The sequence below is a fragment of the Acinetobacter sp. KS-LM10 genome, assembly GCF_036896575.1.
Taxonomy (GTDB): domain Bacteria; phylum Pseudomonadota; class Gammaproteobacteria; order Pseudomonadales; family Moraxellaceae; genus Acinetobacter; species Acinetobacter avistercoris.
Window position 1 is genome coordinate 2,809,969 of the sequence record NZ_CP145906.1, and the last position, 20,707, is coordinate 2,830,675.

At 38.2% G+C, this 20,707-nt stretch carries 18 protein-coding genes and 1 pseudogene; 9 read left to right on the forward strand and 10 right to left on the reverse strand.

Annotated elements, in window-relative coordinates:
• Positions 1-16: 16 nt before the first annotated feature.
• Positions 17-943: an AEC family transporter gene (locus tag V5M36_RS12685; protein ID WP_338559600.1), complete on the reverse strand. Its 927-nt coding sequence runs from the start codon at positions 941-943 to the stop codon at positions 17-19.
• Positions 944-1,190: 247 nt separating this feature from the next.
• The gene (locus tag V5M36_RS12690; protein ID WP_338559602.1) at positions 1,191-2,300 is read right to left on the reverse strand and encodes an NADH:flavin oxidoreductase/NADH oxidase; all 1,110 of its coding nucleotides are present in this window, start codon (positions 2,298-2,300) and stop codon (positions 1,191-1,193) included.
• A 702-nt stretch (positions 2,301-3,002) separates the two neighbouring features.
• Between V5M36_RS12690 and mutM the strand changes: the two genes are divergently transcribed.
• Together mutM and V5M36_RS12700 are read left to right on the forward strand one after the other, a co-directional pair.
• On the forward strand, positions 3,003-3,857 hold the full coding sequence (gene mutM / locus V5M36_RS12695; RefSeq protein WP_338559604.1) for a bifunctional DNA-formamidopyrimidine glycosylase/DNA-(apurinic or apyrimidinic site) lyase: 855 nt from the start codon (positions 3,003-3,005) through the stop codon (positions 3,855-3,857).
• Positions 3,854-4,135 carry a peptidylprolyl isomerase gene (locus V5M36_RS12700; RefSeq protein WP_338559606.1) on the forward strand — a complete coding sequence of 94 codons (282 nt, stop codon included), beginning with the start codon at positions 3,854-3,856 and terminating at the stop codon, positions 4,133-4,135. Before mutM ends, V5M36_RS12700 begins: the two co-directional genes overlap by 4 nt.
• A 359-nt stretch (positions 4,136-4,494) precedes the next feature.
• Here the strand turns inward: V5M36_RS12700 and mscL are convergent, their stop codons facing one another.
• Both mscL and typA read right to left on the reverse strand, forming a co-directional pair.
• Positions 4,495-4,926, reverse strand: coding sequence for a large conductance mechanosensitive channel protein MscL (mscL, locus tag V5M36_RS12705; protein ID WP_338559608.1), 432 nt, complete (start codon positions 4,924-4,926; stop codon positions 4,495-4,497).
• A 228-nt stretch (positions 4,927-5,154) separates the two neighbouring features.
• Entirely contained in the window at positions 5,155-6,993 is a 1,839-nt protein-coding gene (gene typA, locus V5M36_RS12710) for a translational GTPase TypA (RefSeq protein ID WP_338559610.1), read from the reverse strand.
• A 173-nt stretch (positions 6,994-7,166) separates the two neighbouring features.
• Between typA and V5M36_RS12715 the strand changes: the two genes are divergently transcribed.
• From V5M36_RS12715 to V5M36_RS12725, 3 genes are all read left to right on the forward strand, one after another.
• Positions 7,167-8,537 carry a uracil-xanthine permease family protein gene (locus V5M36_RS12715; protein WP_338559612.1) on the forward strand — a complete coding sequence of 457 codons (1,371 nt, stop codon included), beginning with the start codon at positions 7,167-7,169 and terminating at the stop codon, positions 8,535-8,537.
• 65 nt (positions 8,538-8,602) lie between these two features.
• Positions 8,603-9,637 (forward strand): class I SAM-dependent methyltransferase, encoded by a 1,035-nt coding sequence (locus tag V5M36_RS12720; protein ID WP_338559614.1) that lies wholly within the window; start codon positions 8,603-8,605, stop codon positions 9,635-9,637.
• Positions 9,637-11,109, forward strand: coding sequence for an amino acid permease (locus V5M36_RS12725; RefSeq protein ID WP_338559616.1), 1,473 nt, complete (start codon positions 9,637-9,639; stop codon positions 11,107-11,109). Before V5M36_RS12720 ends, V5M36_RS12725 begins: the two co-directional genes overlap by 1 nt.
• Before the next feature lie 72 nt (positions 11,110-11,181).
• Here V5M36_RS12725 and V5M36_RS12730 read toward each other — a convergent pair whose 3' ends face one another.
• Together V5M36_RS12730 and omp38 are read right to left on the reverse strand one after the other, a co-directional pair.
• Complete coding sequence (locus V5M36_RS12730) at positions 11,182-11,643, reverse strand: OmpA family protein (protein ID WP_338559618.1); 462 nt, start codon at positions 11,641-11,643, stop codon at positions 11,182-11,184.
• A gap of 156 nt (positions 11,644-11,799) precedes the next feature.
• Positions 11,800-12,843 (reverse strand): outer membrane protein Omp38, encoded by a 1,044-nt coding sequence (gene omp38, locus V5M36_RS12735; protein WP_338559620.1) that lies wholly within the window; start codon positions 12,841-12,843, stop codon positions 11,800-11,802.
• 373 nt (positions 12,844-13,216) lie between these two features.
• Between omp38 and V5M36_RS12740 the strand changes: the two genes are divergently transcribed.
• The 4 genes from V5M36_RS12740 to V5M36_RS12755 all read left to right on the forward strand — a co-directional run bounded on the left by V5M36_RS12740 (position 13,217) and on the right by V5M36_RS12755 (position 16,695).
• Complete coding sequence (locus V5M36_RS12740) at positions 13,217-13,747, forward strand: GspH/FimT family protein (protein ID WP_338559622.1); 531 nt, start codon at positions 13,217-13,219, stop codon at positions 13,745-13,747.
• Positions 13,748-13,866: 119 nt separating this feature from the next.
• Positions 13,867-15,042, forward strand: a complete 1,176-nt coding sequence (locus V5M36_RS12745) for a thiolase family protein (RefSeq protein WP_338559624.1) — start codon at positions 13,867-13,869, stop codon at positions 15,040-15,042.
• A 221-nt stretch (positions 15,043-15,263) separates the two neighbouring features.
• On the forward strand, positions 15,264-15,698 hold the full coding sequence (locus V5M36_RS12750; RefSeq protein WP_338559626.1) for a VOC family protein: 435 nt from the start codon (positions 15,264-15,266) through the stop codon (positions 15,696-15,698).
• A gap of 265 nt (positions 15,699-15,963) precedes the next feature.
• Positions 15,964-16,695, forward strand: coding sequence for a DUF3239 domain-containing protein (locus tag V5M36_RS12755; protein ID WP_338559628.1), 732 nt, complete (start codon positions 15,964-15,966; stop codon positions 16,693-16,695).
• A gap of 88 nt (positions 16,696-16,783) precedes the next feature.
• Here the strand turns inward: V5M36_RS12755 and V5M36_RS12760 are convergent.
• The 4 genes and pseudogenes from V5M36_RS12760 to V5M36_RS12775 form a co-directional block, all read right to left on the reverse strand.
• A pseudogene (locus V5M36_RS12760) lies at positions 16,784-17,092 on the reverse strand (DMT family transporter).
• Positions 17,093-17,302: 210 nt separating this feature from the next.
• On the reverse strand, positions 17,303-18,289 hold the full coding sequence (locus tag V5M36_RS12765) for a diaminopimelate dehydrogenase (RefSeq protein ID WP_338559631.1): 987 nt from the start codon (positions 18,287-18,289) through the stop codon (positions 17,303-17,305).
• Between the two features lie 252 nt (positions 18,290-18,541).
• Positions 18,542-19,027, reverse strand: coding sequence for a DUF934 domain-containing protein (locus V5M36_RS12770; RefSeq protein WP_338559634.1), 486 nt, complete (start codon positions 19,025-19,027; stop codon positions 18,542-18,544).
• The gene (locus V5M36_RS12775) at positions 19,020-20,663 is read right to left on the reverse strand and encodes a nitrite/sulfite reductase (protein WP_338559636.1); all 1,644 of its coding nucleotides are present in this window, start codon (positions 20,661-20,663) and stop codon (positions 19,020-19,022) included. The genes V5M36_RS12770 and V5M36_RS12775 overlap by 8 nt, the downstream gene beginning before the upstream one ends.
• Positions 20,664-20,707 lie beyond the last annotated feature (44 nt).

A 20,707-nucleotide genomic window follows, 5' to 3' on the forward strand; every position in this document is an offset into this window, starting at 1 on the left:
CTTTTAATTCTATACCTTAGCCCCACCACAACGTAATCAATCCTGCTGTAATAATGAATCCAACAATTGTACTCATCAACAGCGGTGTAATCGCTCGATCATTTAAACCATAAGACTGACCTAAAATACCAAAAATCGTTGGCATAGGAAGTGCCGCTATAATGGTTCCAGCATAGATCATTTCCTGACTCACATCTGTTAAGTAGGTCAACCCAAGAAACACCAGCAAAGGCATGATGATATTGCTCGAGATCACCAAATACATACTTTGCAAATTGACATATTTAAGTGTTAAACCGACCATCCCCCCACCAATCGTAAATAATGCTAAAGGTGATGCCGTCTGACCGATCATTGCTAAAACTTGATTGATATAAAACGGGATTTTAATTTGAAATATTGCGCAGCTCATCCCCAAGATCACGCTCACAAATAGGGGGTTTTTGAGAAGCATGCTGACAGTATTCTGAATCATGCTCAAAATATTAATATTTTTCTGCATGCCCAGTTTTGCCAGTATCAATACCGTTGGAACAAGTAAAACACTTTCTATAATGACAATTAAAGAGATATAGGTCATCGCCTTATTGCCCATTAACAATGTCAACACCGCACTACCGATTAAACCTGTATTTGACATTGAGGCACCTAAGGACAATACAGCAGAATCAGAAGCTGTATTGCTAAAGTACTTTTGAACTATGAAATATGCAGAGATATACAGTAAGAACGACAACCCGGTATAAACAAAGAAATATTCGGGATACCAAATCTCACTCAAATCCTTACTGGCTAAAGAGTGTAAAAATAAAGCGGGCAAGGCTATTTTGATGACGAATGCACCAATACTTGATACCTGCATCTTTTCTAACAGGTTTGACTTTACAGACAAATATCCCAAGCCTAAAAGAAAAAATATAGGAATAATGACTGCAAACACCATCGGAAAATGCCTGTGCTAAGCGAACTGAAATAATACTTTTAACGTTATCGTCAATTGAATATCAAGACTTTCATTTCATAATGATTAACTTAATTTATATCCACATTAAATCAACGTTTCAAAAACCTAGTCTGGCCCAAAATACATGAAAAAGATAGGTTCTTGAAACAAGTTGCTAAGCGATTATCGTGATCAACATCATCTTTTAATATTGATCACTACAACTCAGTTGTGATGATGATATGAGTTAATATGACTTAAATAATGATTTCACACCGTGTGGTTGACTGCGTAAATATTGGGGACTGATTTTAATTTCATCCCCTAATGCTGCAGCTGCATGCCAAGGCCATCTTGGATCATACAAAATTGCACGTGCTAGTCCGATCGCATCCGCTTCACCATTAACTAAGATTTTTTCCGCTTGTTCAGCCTCTGTAATCAGTCCTACAGCAATCACAGGAATATTCACATTCTGTTTAATGGCTTTGGCAAAAGGAACCTGATAATTAGCACCTATTTTTATGTCCTGTTTTTCATGTAATCCGCCTGAAGATGCATGAATATAGACGGCACCGAGTTGCTCTAAAGCTTTTGATAAACCAATAGATGAGTCGATATCCCAACCCTTATGATCATCCATCCAATCTGATGCCGAAATGCGTACACCGACTGGAAAACCTTCGGGAACGACTTGCTGAATAGCTTGAACAACTTGCAGTGTTAAACGAATTCTATTTTCAAAACTTCCACCATATTCATCATCTCTTAGATTGGATAAAGGTGACATAAATTGATGCAGTAGATAACCATGTGCAGCATGGACTTCTATCAAGTCAAAGCCTGCATTCACAGCGCGAATCGCAGCTTGAGCAAAATCTTCAATGACTTTTTCAATTTCTGAAATGGTGAGCGCATGTGGTTCTACATCTTGTGTATGAAATGGCAGCGTACTTGCAGATACGGTTTTCCAACCCTGAGGATGATCGGGTGCAAGCTGTCCTCCCCCTTCCCAAGGTTTTTCGGTAGATGCTTTCCGGCCTGCATGTGCCAACTGAATTGCTATAGGCATAGGTGACAATTGTTTTACATTCGCGATTAAGGCTTTCATTTGAGCACGTTGAAGATCATTCCATAATCCCAAGTCTGCATAACTGATACGACCTTCTGGTTGTACCGCAGTCGCTTCAATAATCATCAATCCTGCGCCTGATAATGCGTAGTTGGCCCACTGCTGTTCATGCCAATACGTCAACTCACCTTGCTCAGTTGCAGAATACTGACACATCGGTGCAATAATGATTTTATTTTCCAAATTTAACGACCCAAATTGAATCGCTTGAAATAATTTAGACATGTAATCGCTCCTTTTGCTCAACCATCTATAACAAATATGATTGTTATTTTTCAACGGTATAAATGAAAACAAACTGATTCAACAGTTTGTTTTTTTAATGATTAAAACTTAAAAATAATGCGACTACCTAAACTCAGGATATAAGCATTATCCAAAAACTTAGTTTTGAAAAATTTGTTCTAAAAACTTAGTTCTGAATTTATTACATAATGAATCTTCAACCAAAACATCAGCATGGTATGAAATCATAGCGATAATTATGCAAGAATTTATTGAATTTTCTAGGATTTGTAGAGCATTTTCTAGCAGTTACACCACTTAAATTTCTTCATCACTACTTATACATTATTTTCGACTGCACTATCACTGTGAACTCCACTATTACCGTGAAAAGATCTCTTGCATAAATCAGAGAAGATCATTGAAAGGCAATCAATTGATATAAAAAAACTCCCTCTCTCTAAGAAGATTAGGATGAGGAAATACTGATTTTAATTTTGCTGTATAGAAATGACTGATAAAAAAGCTATATTAAGGTTTCAAGGCCTAAAACTTATTTCGTCTAGTGGACTAAGATTGATTATTTAATGGAATTTTATTTTTTTACAGAAATAACGCTTTCTTTCAACCTTGCTACTTAACGCTTGTATTCTTGAATAAATAACCCAATATTAGCGTCATCCCGTTTTATAAATCTTACGTATGCCAGAATTACCCGAAGTCGAAACCACTAAAACCAGTTTATTACCGCTGCTTGATCAGAAAGTGCTTTCAATTCAAGTCAATAACGCGAGTTTAAGATGGCCTATACCCAATGATCTGGATAAACTGATTGGTCAAAAATTAATTGGTTTAACTCGACGCTCTAAATATATTTTGGCGAACTTTGAAAATGCCACCATGTTATGGCATTTAGGCATGTCTGGAAGTTTTCGCCTTTGTGATACTGATACAGAGATTCGTAAACATGATCATTTGATTATGCGTTTTGAAGATACTGAACTCCGCTACCATGATCCACGTCGCTTTGGTTGTATCCTCTGGTTAGATGAGCATTCACAAACCAAGTTGATTGATACACTGGGACCAGAGCCACTCAGTGATGCTTTTAATGCGGAATACTTAGCGAACAAATTAAAAAATAAAAATATTGCTGCGAAAGTTGCCATCATGGACAACCACGTTGTTGTTGGTGTCGGAAATATCTATGCCACTGAGAGCCTCTTCAATTTGGGTATTCATCCTGCTCAGCCAGCATCGAGCCTTTCACGAACGCAAATTGAAAATTTAGTCATCGAGATTAAACGTATTTTAAAACAAGCCATTGATTTAGGCGGCTCTACACTCCGCGATTACACCAATGCTATGGGTGAAAATGGTTACTTCCAACAAACTTTACTTGCCTATGGTCGTGCAGGTGAAATGTGCATCAACTGTGAAACCACATTGGAAAATTTAAAATTAGGACAACGAGCTTCTGTGTTTTGTCCCCAATGCCAGCCTTTAAAAAAGGTTAAAATCGTGACGAAGAAAGCATTGAAAGGAAATAAAGCATGAAGTCTGCAATCGTCCGTCATATTTTAGTGAAAGACAAAGAAGCTGCTGAGCAATTAAAAAAGAAAATTAAAACTGGTGCAGACTTTGCAAAAATTGCTAAACAGCACTCAACCTGTCCTTCTGGGAAAAAAGGTGGTGAACTGGGTGAGATTAAAAAGGGTCAATTGGTTGGACCCATTGATAAAGCCGTGTTTACGCTTGCAGAACGTGAACTTCATGGACCCATTAAAAGTCAGTTTGGTTGGCATTTACTTGAAATTAAATTTCGAATGGATTGATCACCTATCTAATTTATTTTTTAAATTTGGTAGTCAAATTATCTTTTTTAAATTGTCATTTTGTTTGAACTGATTTAAACGTACTGATTTAAACAATGCGAATGAATCACAAGATTTCTTTCATAGGTCGAAAAATGATCACTGAGTGGCCATAAATTGATCTGAAAAAATCCCTTCTCCCTTTGGGAGAAGGTTAGGATGAGGGAATACTCATGATGAGTCTGTTGTATAAATAATGATTTTTGAAAGAAATCTACAGACTTGATACTTAAAAGTGAATAATATAAAACGGCGCGATTCGCGCCGTTTTAATACTTGATACATTTTAATGCTTAATACATTTTAATGTTTAATGCATATTAACCTTTACGTTTTAACTCATCACGAATTTCACGCAGTAATGCAATATCTTCTGGTGTAGCTGCTGGCTCAGCTTCAGGTGTTTCGTCTTTACGAATTCGATTCATAAACTTAACCAACAAGAAAACAACCCAAGCCAAAATAAGGAAGTTAATAAATACAGTGAGGAAACTACCATACTGTAAGACGTTGATACCTGCTTTTTGCAACTCTTCTAAAGTTGCGAGATTATTTGGATTATCACCTAACACAATAAACCATTGTGAAAAGTCGACATCACCACCTGTAATCACGGAAATCACTGGCATAAGGACATCTTTAACCAATGAATCAATAATTTTACCAAAAGCACCACCGATGATTACACCAATGGCTAAATCCATCATATTGCCTTTGACTGCAAACTCTTTAAACTCTTGAGCGATACCCATTAAATTCTCCAGATTGTTTTTTATATTACGATTTCAATTTTTTAAACGCTTAACATTGTCTAATTTAAACGATTAACTTTGTCCAAAATGTGAAATAAGTCATAAACACACGTAATTTACTTGGAATTTTATTTTTTTAAAATAACCAGTTGCTTATTACAAACAAAAAAATGCTACCACGAATGGTAGCATTTTTTAAATCACACTTAAATTAAGTGGATTTCAGTATTATTTACCTGAACGGTTACGTTTACGTTCGTTTTCAGTCAAATAACGCTTACGAATACGGATTGACTTAGGTGTTACTTCAACTAACTCGTCATCTTCGATGAATTCAAGCGCTTGTTCAAGCGTGTATTCAATTGCAGGAACAAGTGTTAATGCTTCATCTGTACCAGATGCACGAACGTTTGTTAACTGTTTCGCTTTAGTCGGGTTAACTGACATATCATCTGAACGAGAGTTGATACCAATAATCATACCTTCGTAAACTTCTAACTGCGGCTTAGCAAATAAACGACCACGGTCTTGCAATGTGAACAATGCATAGCCCAAGCACACACCTTGAACCATAGAAATCAACACACCGTTTTGACGTTTCGCAACAGTACCTTGTTTCATTGGACCGTAATGCGAGAAGCTTGACGTCATGATCCCTGTACCAGAAGTCATTGTCAGGAATTCAGAACGGAAACCAATTAAGCCACGTGAAGGAACAGTCGCTTCAATACGGATACGGCCTTTACCGTCAACTTCCATATTGGTCATTTCGCCTTTACGGTGACCCATTTGTTCCATTACAGAACCTTGATGCTGTTCTTCAACGTCAAAAGTAACGTTTTCGTACGGCTCTTGCTTAACGCCATCAATTTCTTTCAAGATTACTTGTGGACGAGATACGCCCATTTCGAAACCTTCACGACGCATGTTTTCAATCAGTACTGAAAGGTGAAGTTCACCACGACCAGATACTTTGAAACGATCTGGAGAATCAGTATCTTCAACACGTAATGCTACGTTGTGGATCAATTCACGATCTAAACGCTCACGGATATTACGTGAAGTTACGAATTTACCTTCTTTACCAGCAAACGGTGAGTTGTTTACTTGGAAAGTCATGGTTACTGTAGGTTCATCTACAGACAATGGCGGTAAAGCTTCAACAGCTTTCGGATCACAAATGGTGTCAGAAATATGTAGTGCGTCGATACCCGTTACGCAAACGATATCACCAGCATTCGCTTCTTCAATATCAACACGCTCAAGACCATGGTAACCCATGATTTTTAAGATACGACCGTTACGAGTCTTACCTTCTTTATCAATAACAGTTACTTGAGTGTTTAATTTTACTGAACCACGTTGAATACGACCAACACCGATAACACCAACGAAGCTGTTATAGTCAAGTGAAGACACTTGCATTTGGAATGGACCATCAATATCTACAGCTGGTGGTTCAACGATATCTACGATTGTTTGGAACAATGGCGTCATGTCGTCAGCAAGTTCTTCAGGAGAAGGACCAGCAACACCACGTAAGCCAGAAGCATAAACAATTGGGAAGTCTAATTGTTCGTCAGAACCGCCTAGGTTGTCGAACAAGTCAAATACTTGATCAATAACCCAATCTGGACGCGCGCTCGGCTTGTCCACTTTGTTGATGATAACGATTGGCTTCAAACCACGTGCGAACGCTTTTTGCGTTACAAAACGAGTTTGCGGCATTGGGCCTTCTTGAGAGTCAACAAGTAGAAGTACACAGTCAACCATAGACATAACACGTTCAACTTCACCACCGAAGTCTGCGTGTCCTGGGGTGTCCACGATGTTGATGCGGTATTCTATATCTGTACGAGCATCAGTCCATTTAATTGCAGTGTTCTTTGCAAGAATGGTAATACCACGTTCGCTTTCAATAGCGCCTGAATCCATGACACGCTCAATCTCACCCGCGCGATCACCGAGAGCACCAGATTGTTGCAAAAGTTTGTCTACAAGAGTGGTTTTACCATGATCGACGTGCGCAATAATGGCGATGTTACGGAGAGTTTTAATATCAGACATGTAAATTCAATGCATATTTAATTTGAGGCCAAATTATACAGAAAAATACAAACTTTTGACAGTGACAGTTTATTGACAATCGCATTTTTTTTTGACAAATGGCAACCTTTTCATTTTGTAAAGCTGTGTATCTCGATTAGAATAGCGCCATTCTGCCAAAACTTTGATGACTAATGTCTGATTTACACTCCCCTTCAGAGCAAAACAAGCAATTGGATCTCGTTTACGGTTTAAATGACCGCCCGAAACCTTTTGTTGCATTTTTAGCTGCTTTTCAGCATTTACTTGCGATTATTGTGCCTATTGTCACCCCAGGCTTGCTGATTTGTTTGGCACTGGGTGTTTCAAAAGAAGATACCAACATGATTTTATCCATGTCTTTGGTCATCTCGGGTATTGCAACATTCCTACAATGTAAAAAAGTTGGGCCATTTGGTGCAGGCTTACTGATTGTCCAAGGCACAAGTTTTAATTTTATTGGTCCAATTATCGGAATTGGATCAGCGATGGTCGCTGCGGGCACGCCAGTTGAAGCGGTTATGGCTTCTATTTTTGGTGTAGTGATTGCAGGTTCATTTATTGAAATGGGCGTTTCACGCATTCTGCCTTGGGTAAAGAAACTCATTACGCCATTGGTCACCGGTATCGTGGTGTTATTGATTGGTTTGACCCTGATTAAAGAGGGATTGATTAGCATGGGAGGTGGTTATCAAGCCATGGCTGATCAAACTTTTGCCAACTCAGACAATCTCATCATGTCATGTACCGTTTTGGCACTCATTATTATTTTAAATCGTATCCCAATCACTTGGGTGAAAAGCTCAGCTATTCTCATTGCATTGACTGTTGGTTATACAGTTGCTGGCTTTATGGGTTATTTGGACTTTTCAGGTCTCAAAGATGCGCCAGCTATTCAAATACCAACACCTATGCATTTCGGATTGAGTTTCTCTTGGAGTTTATTCATTCCGATGGCATTCATCTATTTGGTGACTTCTTTAGAAGCGATCGGTGATGTCACTGCAACCTCTAAAATTTCAAACCAACCTGTAGATGGTCCAAAATGGATGGAGCGTATTAAAGGCGGCGTTCTGGTGAATGGTGCAAATTCGTTTTTAGCGGGTATTTTTAACACCTTCCCGAGCTCTGTCTTTGCACAAAATAATGGCGTAATTCAACTGACAGGTGTCGCAAGTCGTTATGTCGGCATTTGGATTGCCGCATTATTAATCATCCTCGGCTTAGTACCAGCTGTTGCTGGTGTGATTCAAGCTGTTCCTCAAGCTGTTTTGGGCGGCGCTGTTATGGTGATGTTTGGTGCGGTAGCAGCATCGGGGATTAATATTTTAGCAGGCGTTCATTTAGACCGTCGTGCTTTACTGATTATTTCAATCTCTCTCGCACTGGGTTTGGGCGTGGCGCAAGTTCCACAAATTCTCGAACACCTTCCGGAATTATTCCGTAACATTTTTAGTTCAGGCGTTGCGACAGGCGGTATTGCAGCATTACTTTTAAATATTATTCTTCCTGAAACGAAGAAATAATTTCATTTCAGTTTCAGCACTGCCCAGCATTGTCTGGGCAGTGCTGTTCAATGGAGCGATAAAATATGGATCCTAGAAGTGAAGTTGTCATTCGACAGCATGAATACCTTTCTAGTCGTATCTTACTGATTAATGCACCCACTGACGATTTAGCGTCAAATTTGGATGAAAATATTCAAGTTCAATATTGGACTTGGAATTTTAATGAATTTAATCATTTTCAAAATCAGCAAGCCAATGTTCATTTTGGTATTGAGTTACCTGAAAGTGAATTTGATCAAGCCATCATCTTTGTGCCTAAATCTAAAGAATTGTTAAACTATCTTCTACATTACGTGGTAGAGCGCCTAGGTTTAGGCGGTACAGTTCTTCTTGTCGGTGAGAAAAAAGGCGGCGTTGAGCGCGCATCGAAACAACTACTTCCTTTCGGTGCTACAACTAAACTCGACAGTGCTCGACATTGTCAAATGTGGCATTTGAAGATTGACAAGCTACCAGCAGTGAAGCAGCCTCAAGCGTGGGCACAAGAATATACCGTGGCAACGCCGAATGGTGACATTCATATCTGCGCCCTTCCCGGTGTATTTAGTCAAAACCGCTTAGACATTGGCACTGCCGTACTCTTGCCGCACCTCAGTCGAGTTACTTCGGGTAAGATTGCCGATTTTGGTTGTGGCTCAGGTGTGATCAGTGCATTCTTAGCGAAACTCAATCCCAAAAATCGTATTTTTGCACTCGATGTGGACGCCTTTGCTTTAGCATCGACACGATTAACATTTGAAAAAAATAATTTAGCTCCTGAACAACTTGAAATCAAAGCGGTCACAGGTATTGAAGATGCTCCCTTATTTCTTCATGCCATTGTCAGTAATCCTCCTTTTCATCAAGGAATTCACACTGACTACAATGCCAGTGAAACTTTGTGTAAAACATCTCGTCGTCACTTAAAATCTGGTGGTGAATTATGGATGGTTGCCAATCGCTTCCTTAATTATTCGATTCTTATTGAGCAAAATTATGGTAATTGTGTGGTGAAAGCAGACCAAAATGGCTTTAAAGTCCTTTTTGCGAACATGAATAAAAAAGCCAAGGAAGAATAATGAGCGAAACAATAAAAACAGATCAATTACAGCGTAAGCTGGGGGCTCGTCATCTCAATATGATCGCCATAGGTGGATCTATTGGTACGGGTCTATTTCTCGCTTCTGGTGCAACCATTGCAAATGCAGGTCCTGGAGGCGCCCTTCTGGCCTATGCCCTAATTGGGGTTATGATTTATTTCTTAATGACCAGTCTAGGTGAGTTGGCAACTCATAATCCAACATCAGGTGCTTTCTTTACCTATGGAACGAAATACGTTTCGAATGGTTTTGGATTTGCTCTAGGTTGGAACTATTGGTACAACTGGGCTATTACGGTTGCCTTTGAACTGGTTGCCGTTCAGTTCATCATGAAATTCTGGTTCCCAGATATACCGGGTTTCTACTGGAGTGCAATTTTTCTGGCGGTCGTGTTTGGTATTAATGCACTAACTGTAAAAGGTTTTGGTGAAAGTGAATTCTTCTTCTCTTTAATTAAAGTACTGGCCATTATACTGTTCATTATCATTGGTATATTTATGATTGTTAAAATCATGATGACGCCAGATATGGCTGCTTTTGGCAACTGGACCAAAGGTGAAGCACCTTTTGTCGGTGGTTTAGCCTCACTTATTGGTGTTGCAATGATTGCGGGATTCTCCTTCCAAGGGACCGAAATGGTCGGTGTTGCTGCAGGTGAATCCAAAGATCCAAAGAAAACGATCCCAATTGCGATTAAACAAATCTTCTGGCGTATTCTGTTATTTTACATCGTGTGTATTTTCATCATTGGTACTTTGATTGCTTATGACGATCCACGACTCTTACAAGCCGCATCAGATGAAAATATTGCACTTTCTCCGTTCACACTTTTGTATGAACAAGCTGGATTTGCTTTCGCAGCAAGTGTAATGAATGCGGTGATTTTAACGGCGATATTATCTGCTGGTAACTCTGGAATGTATTCTTCAACGCGTATGTTGTTCGATATGGCCAAAAATGGCAGTGCACCCAAGTTTTTTTCTAAATTGGACACTCGTGGCGTACCCATGAATGCGCTTTATGCCACTACGGCAATTGCGGCATTATGCTTCCTCACCACTTTCATTGGTGAAGAGCAGGTCTTTAACTGGCTACTCAATATGTCTGGTATGTGCGGATTTATTGTATGGCTGGGTATTGCGATTTCACACTATCGTTTCCGAAAAGGTTACCTTGCTCAAGGCAATAAACTTTCAGATTTAGCCTATACCGCTAAATTCTTCCCATTTGCGCCTTGGTTTGCTTTCGTTCTCTGTGCTGTTGTTGTACTTGGACAAAACTACCAAGCAGTCCTTGATGGTGAATGGTTAGCTGTCCTTTCGACGTACATTGGTATCTTCCTCTTCCTCGCAATCTGGGCTGGATATAGCTTAAAAAGAGAATCCAAACTCGTTAAATACAGCGAAATGGATGTACAACCTATGAAAATTGACCAAGATGAGTCGCAATAATTATTTAGATTTGTAATAACTCATAAAAAATCGGACTTAAGTCCGATTTTTTTTATTCAACAAATAAAACTATTATTGAATTTTAAGCATTACATCCACGCGGCGGTTATTCGCACGACCTTCAGCAGTCTCATTATTATCAATTGGATGAGCTGAACCAGCTCCTACAGTGCTCACCTGTTCTGGTCTTACATTATAGTCCATCACTAACTTGTTACGTACAGCATTAGCACGCTCCAATGAAACCTTTACATTTTTAGCAGCCGAACCTGTACTGTCCGTATGTCCCTCAAGCGCTAAATGGAAACTTTTATTTTGAGCTAAAGCTTGGGCCGCAGCAGCAAGATAAACATCATACTCCGCATCAATTTCACTTGAATTACTTTGGAACAAAATCGCAACGCCCTTTTTAAGCTCATTGAGTGTTTGTTGTGCCGCATCATTTTGAGTAGTCGGTTTCTGACTGATTGGAAGTGATGTACAACCTGTTGCAATAATTGAAGTTAAAATTGCTAGAAATAGAATATTTTTCAAAGTAATTCCTCTTATTATTTAGTCTTAATATAGTATTTGTGAGAAATATATCACAACAATTGTCGTATAGATGTTTATTAACAAAAAAAATGACTCCGAAGAGTCATTTTTTATTTCAGTCTTATTCGAAATATCGAATTAGGCTTAGATCGCTAATTATTGAGCAATAACAGTACGGCTACCAGAGATAGTCGCGAACACACGACGGTTCATCGCACGACCTTCTTTAGTTTTGTTATCAGCAATCGGTTGATCCCAAGCAAAACCTTGAGTTGCTAAACGAGCAGCATCAACATTGTATTCGCTTACAAGAGCAGATTTAACCGAGTTAGCACGAGCTAAAGATAAACGTTCGTTCAATGCACGTGGACCAGTGTTATCTGTGTGACCTTCAATACGAGCAGTCGCATTCGGGTATTCAGCTAACTTTTCAGCAACTTTAGCAATTTCTGGCTTGTATTGATCTTTGATGTTTGATTTGTTTGTATCAAAGAAAACACGAAGTTCCATGTTCAAGTCTTCAGTTAACTCTTGTGGAGCTGGAGCAACTGGAGCTGGAGCTGGAGCAACTGGAGCAACTTCTACTACAGGAGCAGCAGGTTTCAAGTGTCCACCAAGAACTACGTTAAGACCAGCCAAAGCTGTGTAGTTCCAGAAATCTTCATCGATGTTGTATGTAGCACGAGCTTCAGTACGTACAGATAGAGCATCGTTTAAGCGCCAGAAAGCACCAACACCAGCGTTACCTAAAGTACCTTCGTCATCTTTAAGACCAGTGCTGCCATCATATTCGTATTTATAGTGACCAGCACCTAAAAGAACGTATGGCTTAATTTTGCTGTCATAGTTTTTAGTGATCAAATCAGAAGTAACATAGAAGTTACCATTGATTTGAGTTTGTTTGTATTCACCATAATTTGCAGTAGGGTTCAAAGTCTTGTCTTTAATATCACCTTTAACTTGGTTATATTCAGCCTCAAAACCTAACCAAGGAGTAAGCTCGATACCAAGTGCCGCACCTACAAATAAATCGTCCTGAAGCTCAGCATTATCTTCATAAAGATGATCAGCAAAACTGTTATTGTGTTTAGTGTCTTGGAATGTATAACCAACTAATAATGGTGTAATGGTTACGCCAGCATTAGCAGCGGCTAAAGGTGCAGCAACAAGCATAGCAAGTGCGATACGACTCAATTTCATGGATATCCTCCAGAGATAACAATTGTTGTTCAAGCTCAGCCTAAAATATTATGGCTTCCTGAGATAGGCTTTCTTATACCCCAGTATTTTTTTTAAGCTACTCACGCTGAATCATACAAACACTTGAACTATTTTCCAAGTGCTTGATTAATTTAATCAAGTAAATTATTGACAAAATTACTTACAATTTCCGTTGTAATTCGGTAATTTTTTACTCAATTGGCTCTTGTGAATAACTTATCTTTTCATTTCTGATATATTAACAGCATTCATAAATGATAGTAATCATTTTTTACAGTGTTGATTTTCACCCTAGAAATATAATAATTATCAATAACAATCAATGAGTTGTTTTCTAAAAGAAGAACTAAATATGTACTCATATTGTAAACAACATGCTTTTACCTTGTTTGAGACATTGATCACGCTCAGTATTATCGCAATTATTATCATGATTGCGATACCTAATTTTCAACATTATATAGCGCTTCAAGAGGTTTCACAGCTACTCCCCTTAGTGAGACAACATGTTAATTTCGCTAAAAATACAGCACAAATCTATCATTCCAACATTGTTGTGTGCTCATCATCAACCTTTGATCGCTGCGAAATCAATCAATGGCATAAAGGCATTATTGTTTTTTCAGATTTAAACAATAATAAGAATATTGATAAAAATGAAACGATACATAAATACACTCAAACTAATTTGAAATTTGGCTCTTTAAAATGGAATGGTGGCGTAACGAGCCCCACTATGATTACATTTCAAAGTGATACAGGACTTCCACATGGTTCACCTGGAGGCTTTTACTATTGTAGTTTTACAAACAAAGATCTTCACCGCTATCTTCCGATCAGCCGAATGGGACATACGCGCATAGAAACAACAACTGCATGTTGAGTATCAACTTTAACTGATCAGTCTACGTCTGTATTCAGAATAAACTTTATTCATATTCGATTTTCAATATACTGTTTGAGTTTGGACATTTTGATTAAAAAAATATCGGAGAGATAACAATGACTGACATCGTAATTGTCAATGGTGCCCGTACTGCAATGGGTGGTTTTCAAGGGAGCCTTGCTAGTGTAACCGCACCACAATTAGGTTCTGCGACCATTAAAGAAGCTATTGTACGTTCAGGTTTACAGCCATCCGATATTGAAGAAGTGATTATGGGCTGCGTATTGCCTGCAGGATTAAAGCAAGGTCCTGCTCGTCAAGCAATGCGTCTGGCGGGATTACCAGATTCAACGGGTGCTGTAACCATCAACAAATTATGCGGTTCTGGCATGAAAGCGGTCATGCAAGCGGCAGATATGATTAAAGCAGGCTCTGCACAAATTGTCGTCGCAGGTGGTATGGAGTCTATGACCAATGCGCCATATGTATTGCCAAAAGCTCGTGGCGGTTTTCGCATGGGCCATGGTGAAATTAAAGACCATATGTTCCTTGACGGTTTAGAAGATGCTGAAACAGGTCGTTTGATGGGATCTTTTGCTCAAGATACGGCGAATACTCGCGGCTATACACGTGAACAAATGGATGATTTTGCTATTCGCTCATTAAAACGTGCGCAAACAGCAATCAATGAAGGTTATTTTGCAGATGAAATTGTACCTGTTACAGTTTCAAGCCGTAAAGGCGATGTGATTATCGATAAAGATGAACAGCCATTTAATGCAAACATAGATAAAATTCCGACACTGCGCCCTGCTTTTGCCAAAGATGGAACGATTACTGCAGCCAATGCGAGTTCAATTTCTGATGGTGCATCTGCATTGGTACTAACCTCGGCAGATCATGCTGCAGCTAAAGGTTTGACGCCTTTAGCAAAAATAGTTACCTATGCCTCAAACTCGCAACATCCGTCAGAATTCACCATTGCGCCTGTAGGCGCTATTCAAAAAGTTTTAGATAAATCTGGCTGGAAAACGGAAGAGGTTGATCTTTGGGAAATCAATGAAGCTTTTGCCATGGTCACCATGTGTCCAATTGATGACTTCAAACTGGATGTTGAAAAAGTCAATATTCATGGTGGCGCATGTGCTTTAGGTCATCCTGTAGGTTCAACAGGCTCTCGTATTATTTTGACATTGATCCATGCGTTGAAGCGTACAGGCGGTAAGCGTGGTATCGCTGCACTTTGTATCGGTGGTGGTGAAGCCACAGCGATCGCTATTGAACTGATTTAAAAATTGAATAGATTCTAAATTTACTCGAATACTTTTGAAATTAATCGAGTATTTAAATGTCGTTCCAATCATTTAAGCTTACTTCTAGAGTTTAAAGTCACTCAATGAGTTTAAGTAAATAGCCTTCTTATAGAGAAGGCTTTTTACATTTACACGATTTGTTCTTTGCATAAAATTAAATCTGTTAAATTATTCTTTCATAATAAAAATGGATGATCAAAATGCAACTGAATCATTATTTAAACTTTCAAGGTGAAACCGAAGCCGCATTTAATTTTTATCAATCTGTATTTGGCGGTAAATTTTCTCATTTCCAAAGATATGTTGATTTACCTGATGCGCAGATTGCTGAGCATGAAAAAGATTATGTCTTGCACGTCTCATTACCTATTAACGCATTCACCGAGCTTATGGGTTCTGATACATCTGAACAATTTTGCGCACAAAATAATACACCCTTTCGTAAAGGTAATAATCACTATATTTCAATAAATCTTGATGCAAATGAAAAAGATGATGCACAACGACTCTTTGATGCCTTATCTGAGAATGGTCAAGTTGAAATGCCTTTGGATAAAACATTTTGGGGCGCACTTTATGGTGCATTTACAGATCAATTTGGTATCAAATGGATGATTAACTGCCAGTTAGAGTAAATATCTAATTTCTTCAGTCTCAATATTCGCAACTCTTAACACTGAAGAATACTCAACAGCTTAGCGAAAATTGACTAGGTATCTTTATATCTAGATAGAAGGCACTACTCCAAAAATAAAATTTACAATACACTTTGACAAAATAAAGAATTTGACTCTAAAACTAATTCCTTAAATTCCTTAAATTTAGATTGACTTAATGTTTGAACCTCAAATTAATTAAATAAATATAATTATATTAAAAACAAATACATGGGATAGAAAAATGACCGAAAATAAAATTGGACAAGAAGGTGAAACTTTAAATTTTAGTTTTTCAACCCGATCTATGAATATCGAACCTGATATAGAACATCTTAAACAATTTGATGAATATCCTTCAAAGAAACCTTTACTCAGCTATGTTTTCTACCTACTGAGTTTAAGTTTGCTTGTATGGTCAATATATTTGTTTTCAAAAGGGTCTTGGGTGTTGGGCATTGTAATTTCAATCCTTTGCCTGATCATTACATTTTTCACTTATAGCTTTAGCAACCCCTTATTAAATAAAAGAATTGCTTATGAAAGTGGTTTGATTATTCCATCTATTATTGTCAATACAAATCCAATACAGCTACTAACACTTGCAGATGTAACAGCAGATGAAAACAGTGAAACTATTTTTGGCCTAAGATTATTAACTGTAAACCAACTACCTCACCACGATATTAAAATGGGTGAGCGAGTTCCTTGTGTTGCTCTTTTTGGCATGGCAATCAAAGGATATCGCCGCCATTACGAACCTAAGCCAATCGCTTGGGGCTTTAAGGAAAGAACTTTTATTGATCAAGCGATTGAATCCATTTCGAATGATCGTGAAATCATTCAAAATAATTTAGTTAATGAATGGGAATTATTAGATCAAATCCAAAATAAACATTTAAAAACGATTAACCATGAAGACTTAACTTATTTTTCTAAAAATTTGGAAATAATTTCAATCAATCAGATTGGATAAGTATTTTTACAAAGGTGTAAAACGACATCTTGATCATTTAATTATATATTCAAGATGCACAATCGCGTCTGCGAATGAACTGTAAGAACTAAACATCTATATTTGAGAACTTAGCAATAATAATCAATCCAATAGTGATAAATCCAATAGCGATCTACCCTGCGATATCAATATTTTGCCCTAAAAATGTTTTAGCCAAAATGGTCGTCGCAATGATGCCCAATCCTGACCAAAGAACATATAAAATGCCCGCTTGCATAAACTTAAAAGCATATGCTGCGCATGCAAATTAAATAATCTACAAAACCAATGCTATGCCTTGATCAGTCTTATTAACTAGACCATTACGTTTGGCAGAATATAAAGTTGAAAGCACATCGGTTGTTCTTGCTAGCATTAACCAAATGATCCCTAGATTCTTTTTTTGCCATTAGAAAAAACGTGGTTATTTTCATTTAAAAATCGTGAGCGAAGTTAGCTTGGGCTCCCAAAATTCACTAGTCATGACCGCTTACAGACAAAACAATAATGCATAAAAAAGGCGAATTGATTATTCGCCTTTTCAATTTATTTCAATTTTAACTTTTAATACTCAAATGACGCTATCTTAGAGTAATTCTTTACGAAGCTGCTCAGGTGATTTCATAGAAAGTAAGCCTGGCGCAACATCAAACGCTGTTTTAGCACCGTACTGCCCCATCTGATTCATACGATAACATGCACGTGCATAAGCCACGAGAACACTAGCCGTAAACTCTGGATTACTGTCTAATTTTAATGAGAACTCAACCACTTGATTATGTTCCGCACTGCTATTACCACTACGAATCACAAAACCACCATGCGGCATGCGGTTGTGCTCATTAGCTAAGGTTTCTTCATCAATGAAATTCACTGTTGTATTGTAGTCACTAAAGTAGTCAGGCATGGTAACGATCGCTTGCTCAACTGTATTTGCATCTGCACCCTCTGCAAGTACCACATAACATTCACGTGTATGTTTATCCCTCGTACTTAACACTGGACGTGAACCATTACGTACTTTTTCAATCGCCTCTGTGGATGGAAGCGTATATTGCACACCCTCTTTAACACCCTCTACACGACGAATTGCATCTGAGTGTCCTTGGCTTAAGCCTTTACCCCAAAATGTATATGTTTCACCATCTGGAAGAAGTGCTTCGCCAAATAAACGGTTAATTGAGAACATACCAGGATCCCAACCAATTGAGATCATTGCTGTTTTCTTATTAGCAAGAGCAGGTGTATTCACAGCATCAAAGAATTCAGCAATACGTGCATGCGTATCAAAACTATCTACGGTATTAAATTGGCTTGCCAACTCAGGTGTTTGCTTTGGTAAATCATCTTTTGAGCGACCACACAAAATCAAGACATCAATCTTGTCTTGAAAGTCTGTCAGCGAATCCATATGAAATACAGAAGTTGTCGCAAAACAAGGAGAAACTGTTTCTGGTGCACGACGAGTAAAAATACCTACGAGCTGTAAATCTGGATTTTTTTGAATAGATATTTCTACGCCACGACCAAGGTTGCCATACCCCACAATACCAATACGAATCAAATTTTGCATAACTACTAAACCACTGAATAAATTAAAAAATTGTAAATTGATTTACGCAAGATTAACAAAGTAGAATGATCAAATCTATTTTAAAATATTGAAAGCCATGTCAAATCAAAAGTGAGGCAACATGGACATGCGCGAGTACGACAACGCAAGGCCGTAATTTAGAGCAAATCACCTATATAGAACAACGATTAACACAAATCTAAGCGCATATAAAAAGCCTGCTAAATGCAGGCTTTTTATATCTACTCAAAACTAAGCACCCGTTTGATAACTTGCTTGAGCAACAGCAGTTGATGCTTGATACGGGTTTTTAAAATCATTCAAACCTGCAGCCGCCTCTTGAATATCTTTCCCTTCTTTAATCACAAAAGTATCAAATCCTGAACGTTTCAAATAGTTCAATACGTCTTTGAAGATATCGCCAATTGCACGAAGTTCACCTTGAAAACCTTGACGGCGTAGTAATGCAGCAAATGAATAACCACGACCATCATTAAAACCAGCGAATTCGATAAAAATCGTATCGATTTGATCTAATGGATATTGATTCACCTCAGGAGAGTCATCCACCGTGATTAACAGTCCTTTTTTACCCGAGATATTACTCAATTGATCCAATTGTGCCGTTGTTAAAACAACATCACCTTGTGGCAAGACACCATCTTCAGCAATCACTTGATAAGTATTGTCTGCAACCGTTCCATCTTTAGAAAGGACTTGAAGTGCTGTATTAAGCATATGCTCGCTCCTTGAAGGGTTGAATGCCAACACGACGATAAGTTTCTACAAACTCTTCACCTTCTGCACGAAGGTCTAAATAGGTATTTAAAATTTCTTCAACAATATCTGGTACACGATCTGCTGCAAACGAGGGTCCTAAAATATCACCAATTGACGCATCATGATCGGCATTACCACCCAACGTAATTTGGTAGAATTCCGCGCCTTTTTTATCGACACCCAGAATACCAATATTACCAACATGGTGATGACCACACGCATTCATACAACCTGAGATATTAAGATCTAATTTACCTAGATTATAAATGGTATCTAAATCATCAAAACGGCGTGAAATCGCTTCTGAAATTGGAATCGATTTTGCATTCGCCAATGAACAGAAATCGCCACCAGGGCAGCAAATGATATCGGTAATGAAACCAATATGAGCACGTGCCAAGTTATTTGCGTCAAGCACTTGCCATACTGCAAATAAATCTTTTTGTGGTACATCAACCAAAGAGATATTTTGTTCGTGCGTTGTGCGTAGCTCACCAAATGTATATTGATCAGCAAGATCCGCAATCACATTCATTTCTTCAGTGGTCATATCGCCAGGCGCAACGCCTGCACGTTTAAGTGAAATCGTAACAATACGATAGCCTGAAACTTTATGTGCATTGGTGTTGATATTGAACCATTGTTTGAATTTTGGATATTGTGCAAAAAGTTCTGTGAAATCTTCATCCGCATAATCTTGATAATCAAACGGTGTAAATTCTTCATCAAGTTTTTTCAAAATTTCAGGCTGAATTTTTAAGGTCTGAATAGTATGCAAAAACTCAGCTTCAACTTTCTCAGCAAAGACTGCTGGCGTTAATGCTTTCACTAAAATTTTGATACGTGCTTTATATTTATTATCTCGACGACCATGTAGATTATAAACACGCAGAACGGCTTCAAGATAAGCAATCAAATCTTCACGTGGTAAGAAATCACGAATAAAACTACCAATAATTGGTGTACGACCTAAGCCACCACCCACTTTTATTTTATAGCCAATTTCACCAGCATCATTTTTAACAATATATACGCCAATGTCATGAAATGAAGTCGCTGCGCGGTCGGTTTCTTCAAGTGCAGAAACTGCAATTTTGAACTTACGCGGTAAAAAAGCAAATTCTGGGTGAAAAGTTGACCATTGACGAATTAATTCACAGGTAGGACGTGGATCTGCAATTTCACCTGCAACCACACCCGCATATTGGTCAGTTGTGGTATTACGAATACAGTTACCTGAGGTTTGAATGGCGTGCATTTGAACAGATGCAAGCTCTTCAAGCATATCGGGTACATTTTCAAGTGCAGGCCAGTTAAACTGAATATTTTGACGTGTTGATACATGTGCATACCCACGGTCAAACTCTTTTGCCAAACTCGCAATTTTGCGAAGTTGGTTCGAGTTCATCAAACCATAAGGAACTGCTACACGTAGCATAGGTGCATAACGTTGCACATATAAACCGTTTTGTAGACGTAAAGGACGATACTCATCTTCAGTGAGTTTTCCAGCTAAATAACGTTCCGTTTGATCACGGAATTGTGCAACACGTTCATTGATCAGTTGCTGATCGAAATCAGTATATAAATACATGGCGTACAGCTAGTAGTTTAATTATAACGGTTGACAGCATAACG

Coding starts and splice junctions, on each gene's coding strand:
- V5M36_RS12685 (WP_338559600.1), bottom strand. CDS start 943: ATGGTGTTTGCAGTCATTATTCCTATATTTTTTCTTTTAGGCTTGGGA.
- mscL (WP_338559608.1), bottom strand. CDS start 4,926: ATGGGTATCGCTCAAGAGTTTAAAGAGTTTGCAGTCAAAGGCAATATG.
- omp38 (WP_338559620.1), bottom strand. CDS start 12,843: ATGAAATTGAGTCGTATCGCACTTGCTATGCTTGTTGCTGCACCTTTA.
- V5M36_RS12755 (WP_338559628.1), top strand. CDS start 15,964: ATGACCGAAAATAAAATTGGACAAGAAGGTGAAACTTTAAATTTTAGT.
- mutM (WP_338559604.1), top strand. CDS start 3,003: ATGCCAGAATTACCCGAAGTCGAAACCACTAAAACCAGTTTATTACCG.
- V5M36_RS12775 (WP_338559636.1), bottom strand. CDS start 20,663: ATGTATTTATATACTGATTTCGATCAGCAACTGATCAATGAACGTGTT.
- typA (WP_338559610.1), bottom strand. CDS start 6,993: ATGTCTGATATTAAAACTCTCCGTAACATCGCCATTATTGCGCACGTC.
- V5M36_RS12750 (WP_338559626.1), top strand. CDS start 15,264: ATGCAACTGAATCATTATTTAAACTTTCAAGGTGAAACCGAAGCCGCA.
- V5M36_RS12720 (WP_338559614.1), top strand. CDS start 8,603: ATGGATCCTAGAAGTGAAGTTGTCATTCGACAGCATGAATACCTTTCT.
- V5M36_RS12690 (WP_338559602.1), bottom strand. CDS start 2,300: ATGTCTAAATTATTTCAAGCGATTCAATTTGGGTCGTTAAATTTGGAA.
- V5M36_RS12770 (WP_338559634.1), bottom strand. CDS start 19,027: ATGCTTAATACAGCACTTCAAGTCCTTTCTAAAGATGGAACGGTTGCA.
- V5M36_RS12715 (WP_338559612.1), top strand. CDS start 7,167: ATGTCTGATTTACACTCCCCTTCAGAGCAAAACAAGCAATTGGATCTC.
- V5M36_RS12740 (WP_338559622.1), top strand. CDS start 13,217: ATGTACTCATATTGTAAACAACATGCTTTTACCTTGTTTGAGACATTG.
- V5M36_RS12745 (WP_338559624.1), top strand. CDS start 13,867: ATGACTGACATCGTAATTGTCAATGGTGCCCGTACTGCAATGGGTGGT.
- V5M36_RS12765 (WP_338559631.1), bottom strand. CDS start 18,289: ATGCAAAATTTGATTCGTATTGGTATTGTGGGGTATGGCAACCTTGGT.
- V5M36_RS12725 (WP_338559616.1), top strand. CDS start 9,637: ATGAGCGAAACAATAAAAACAGATCAATTACAGCGTAAGCTGGGGGCT.
- V5M36_RS12700 (WP_338559606.1), top strand. CDS start 3,854: ATGAAGTCTGCAATCGTCCGTCATATTTTAGTGAAAGACAAAGAAGCT.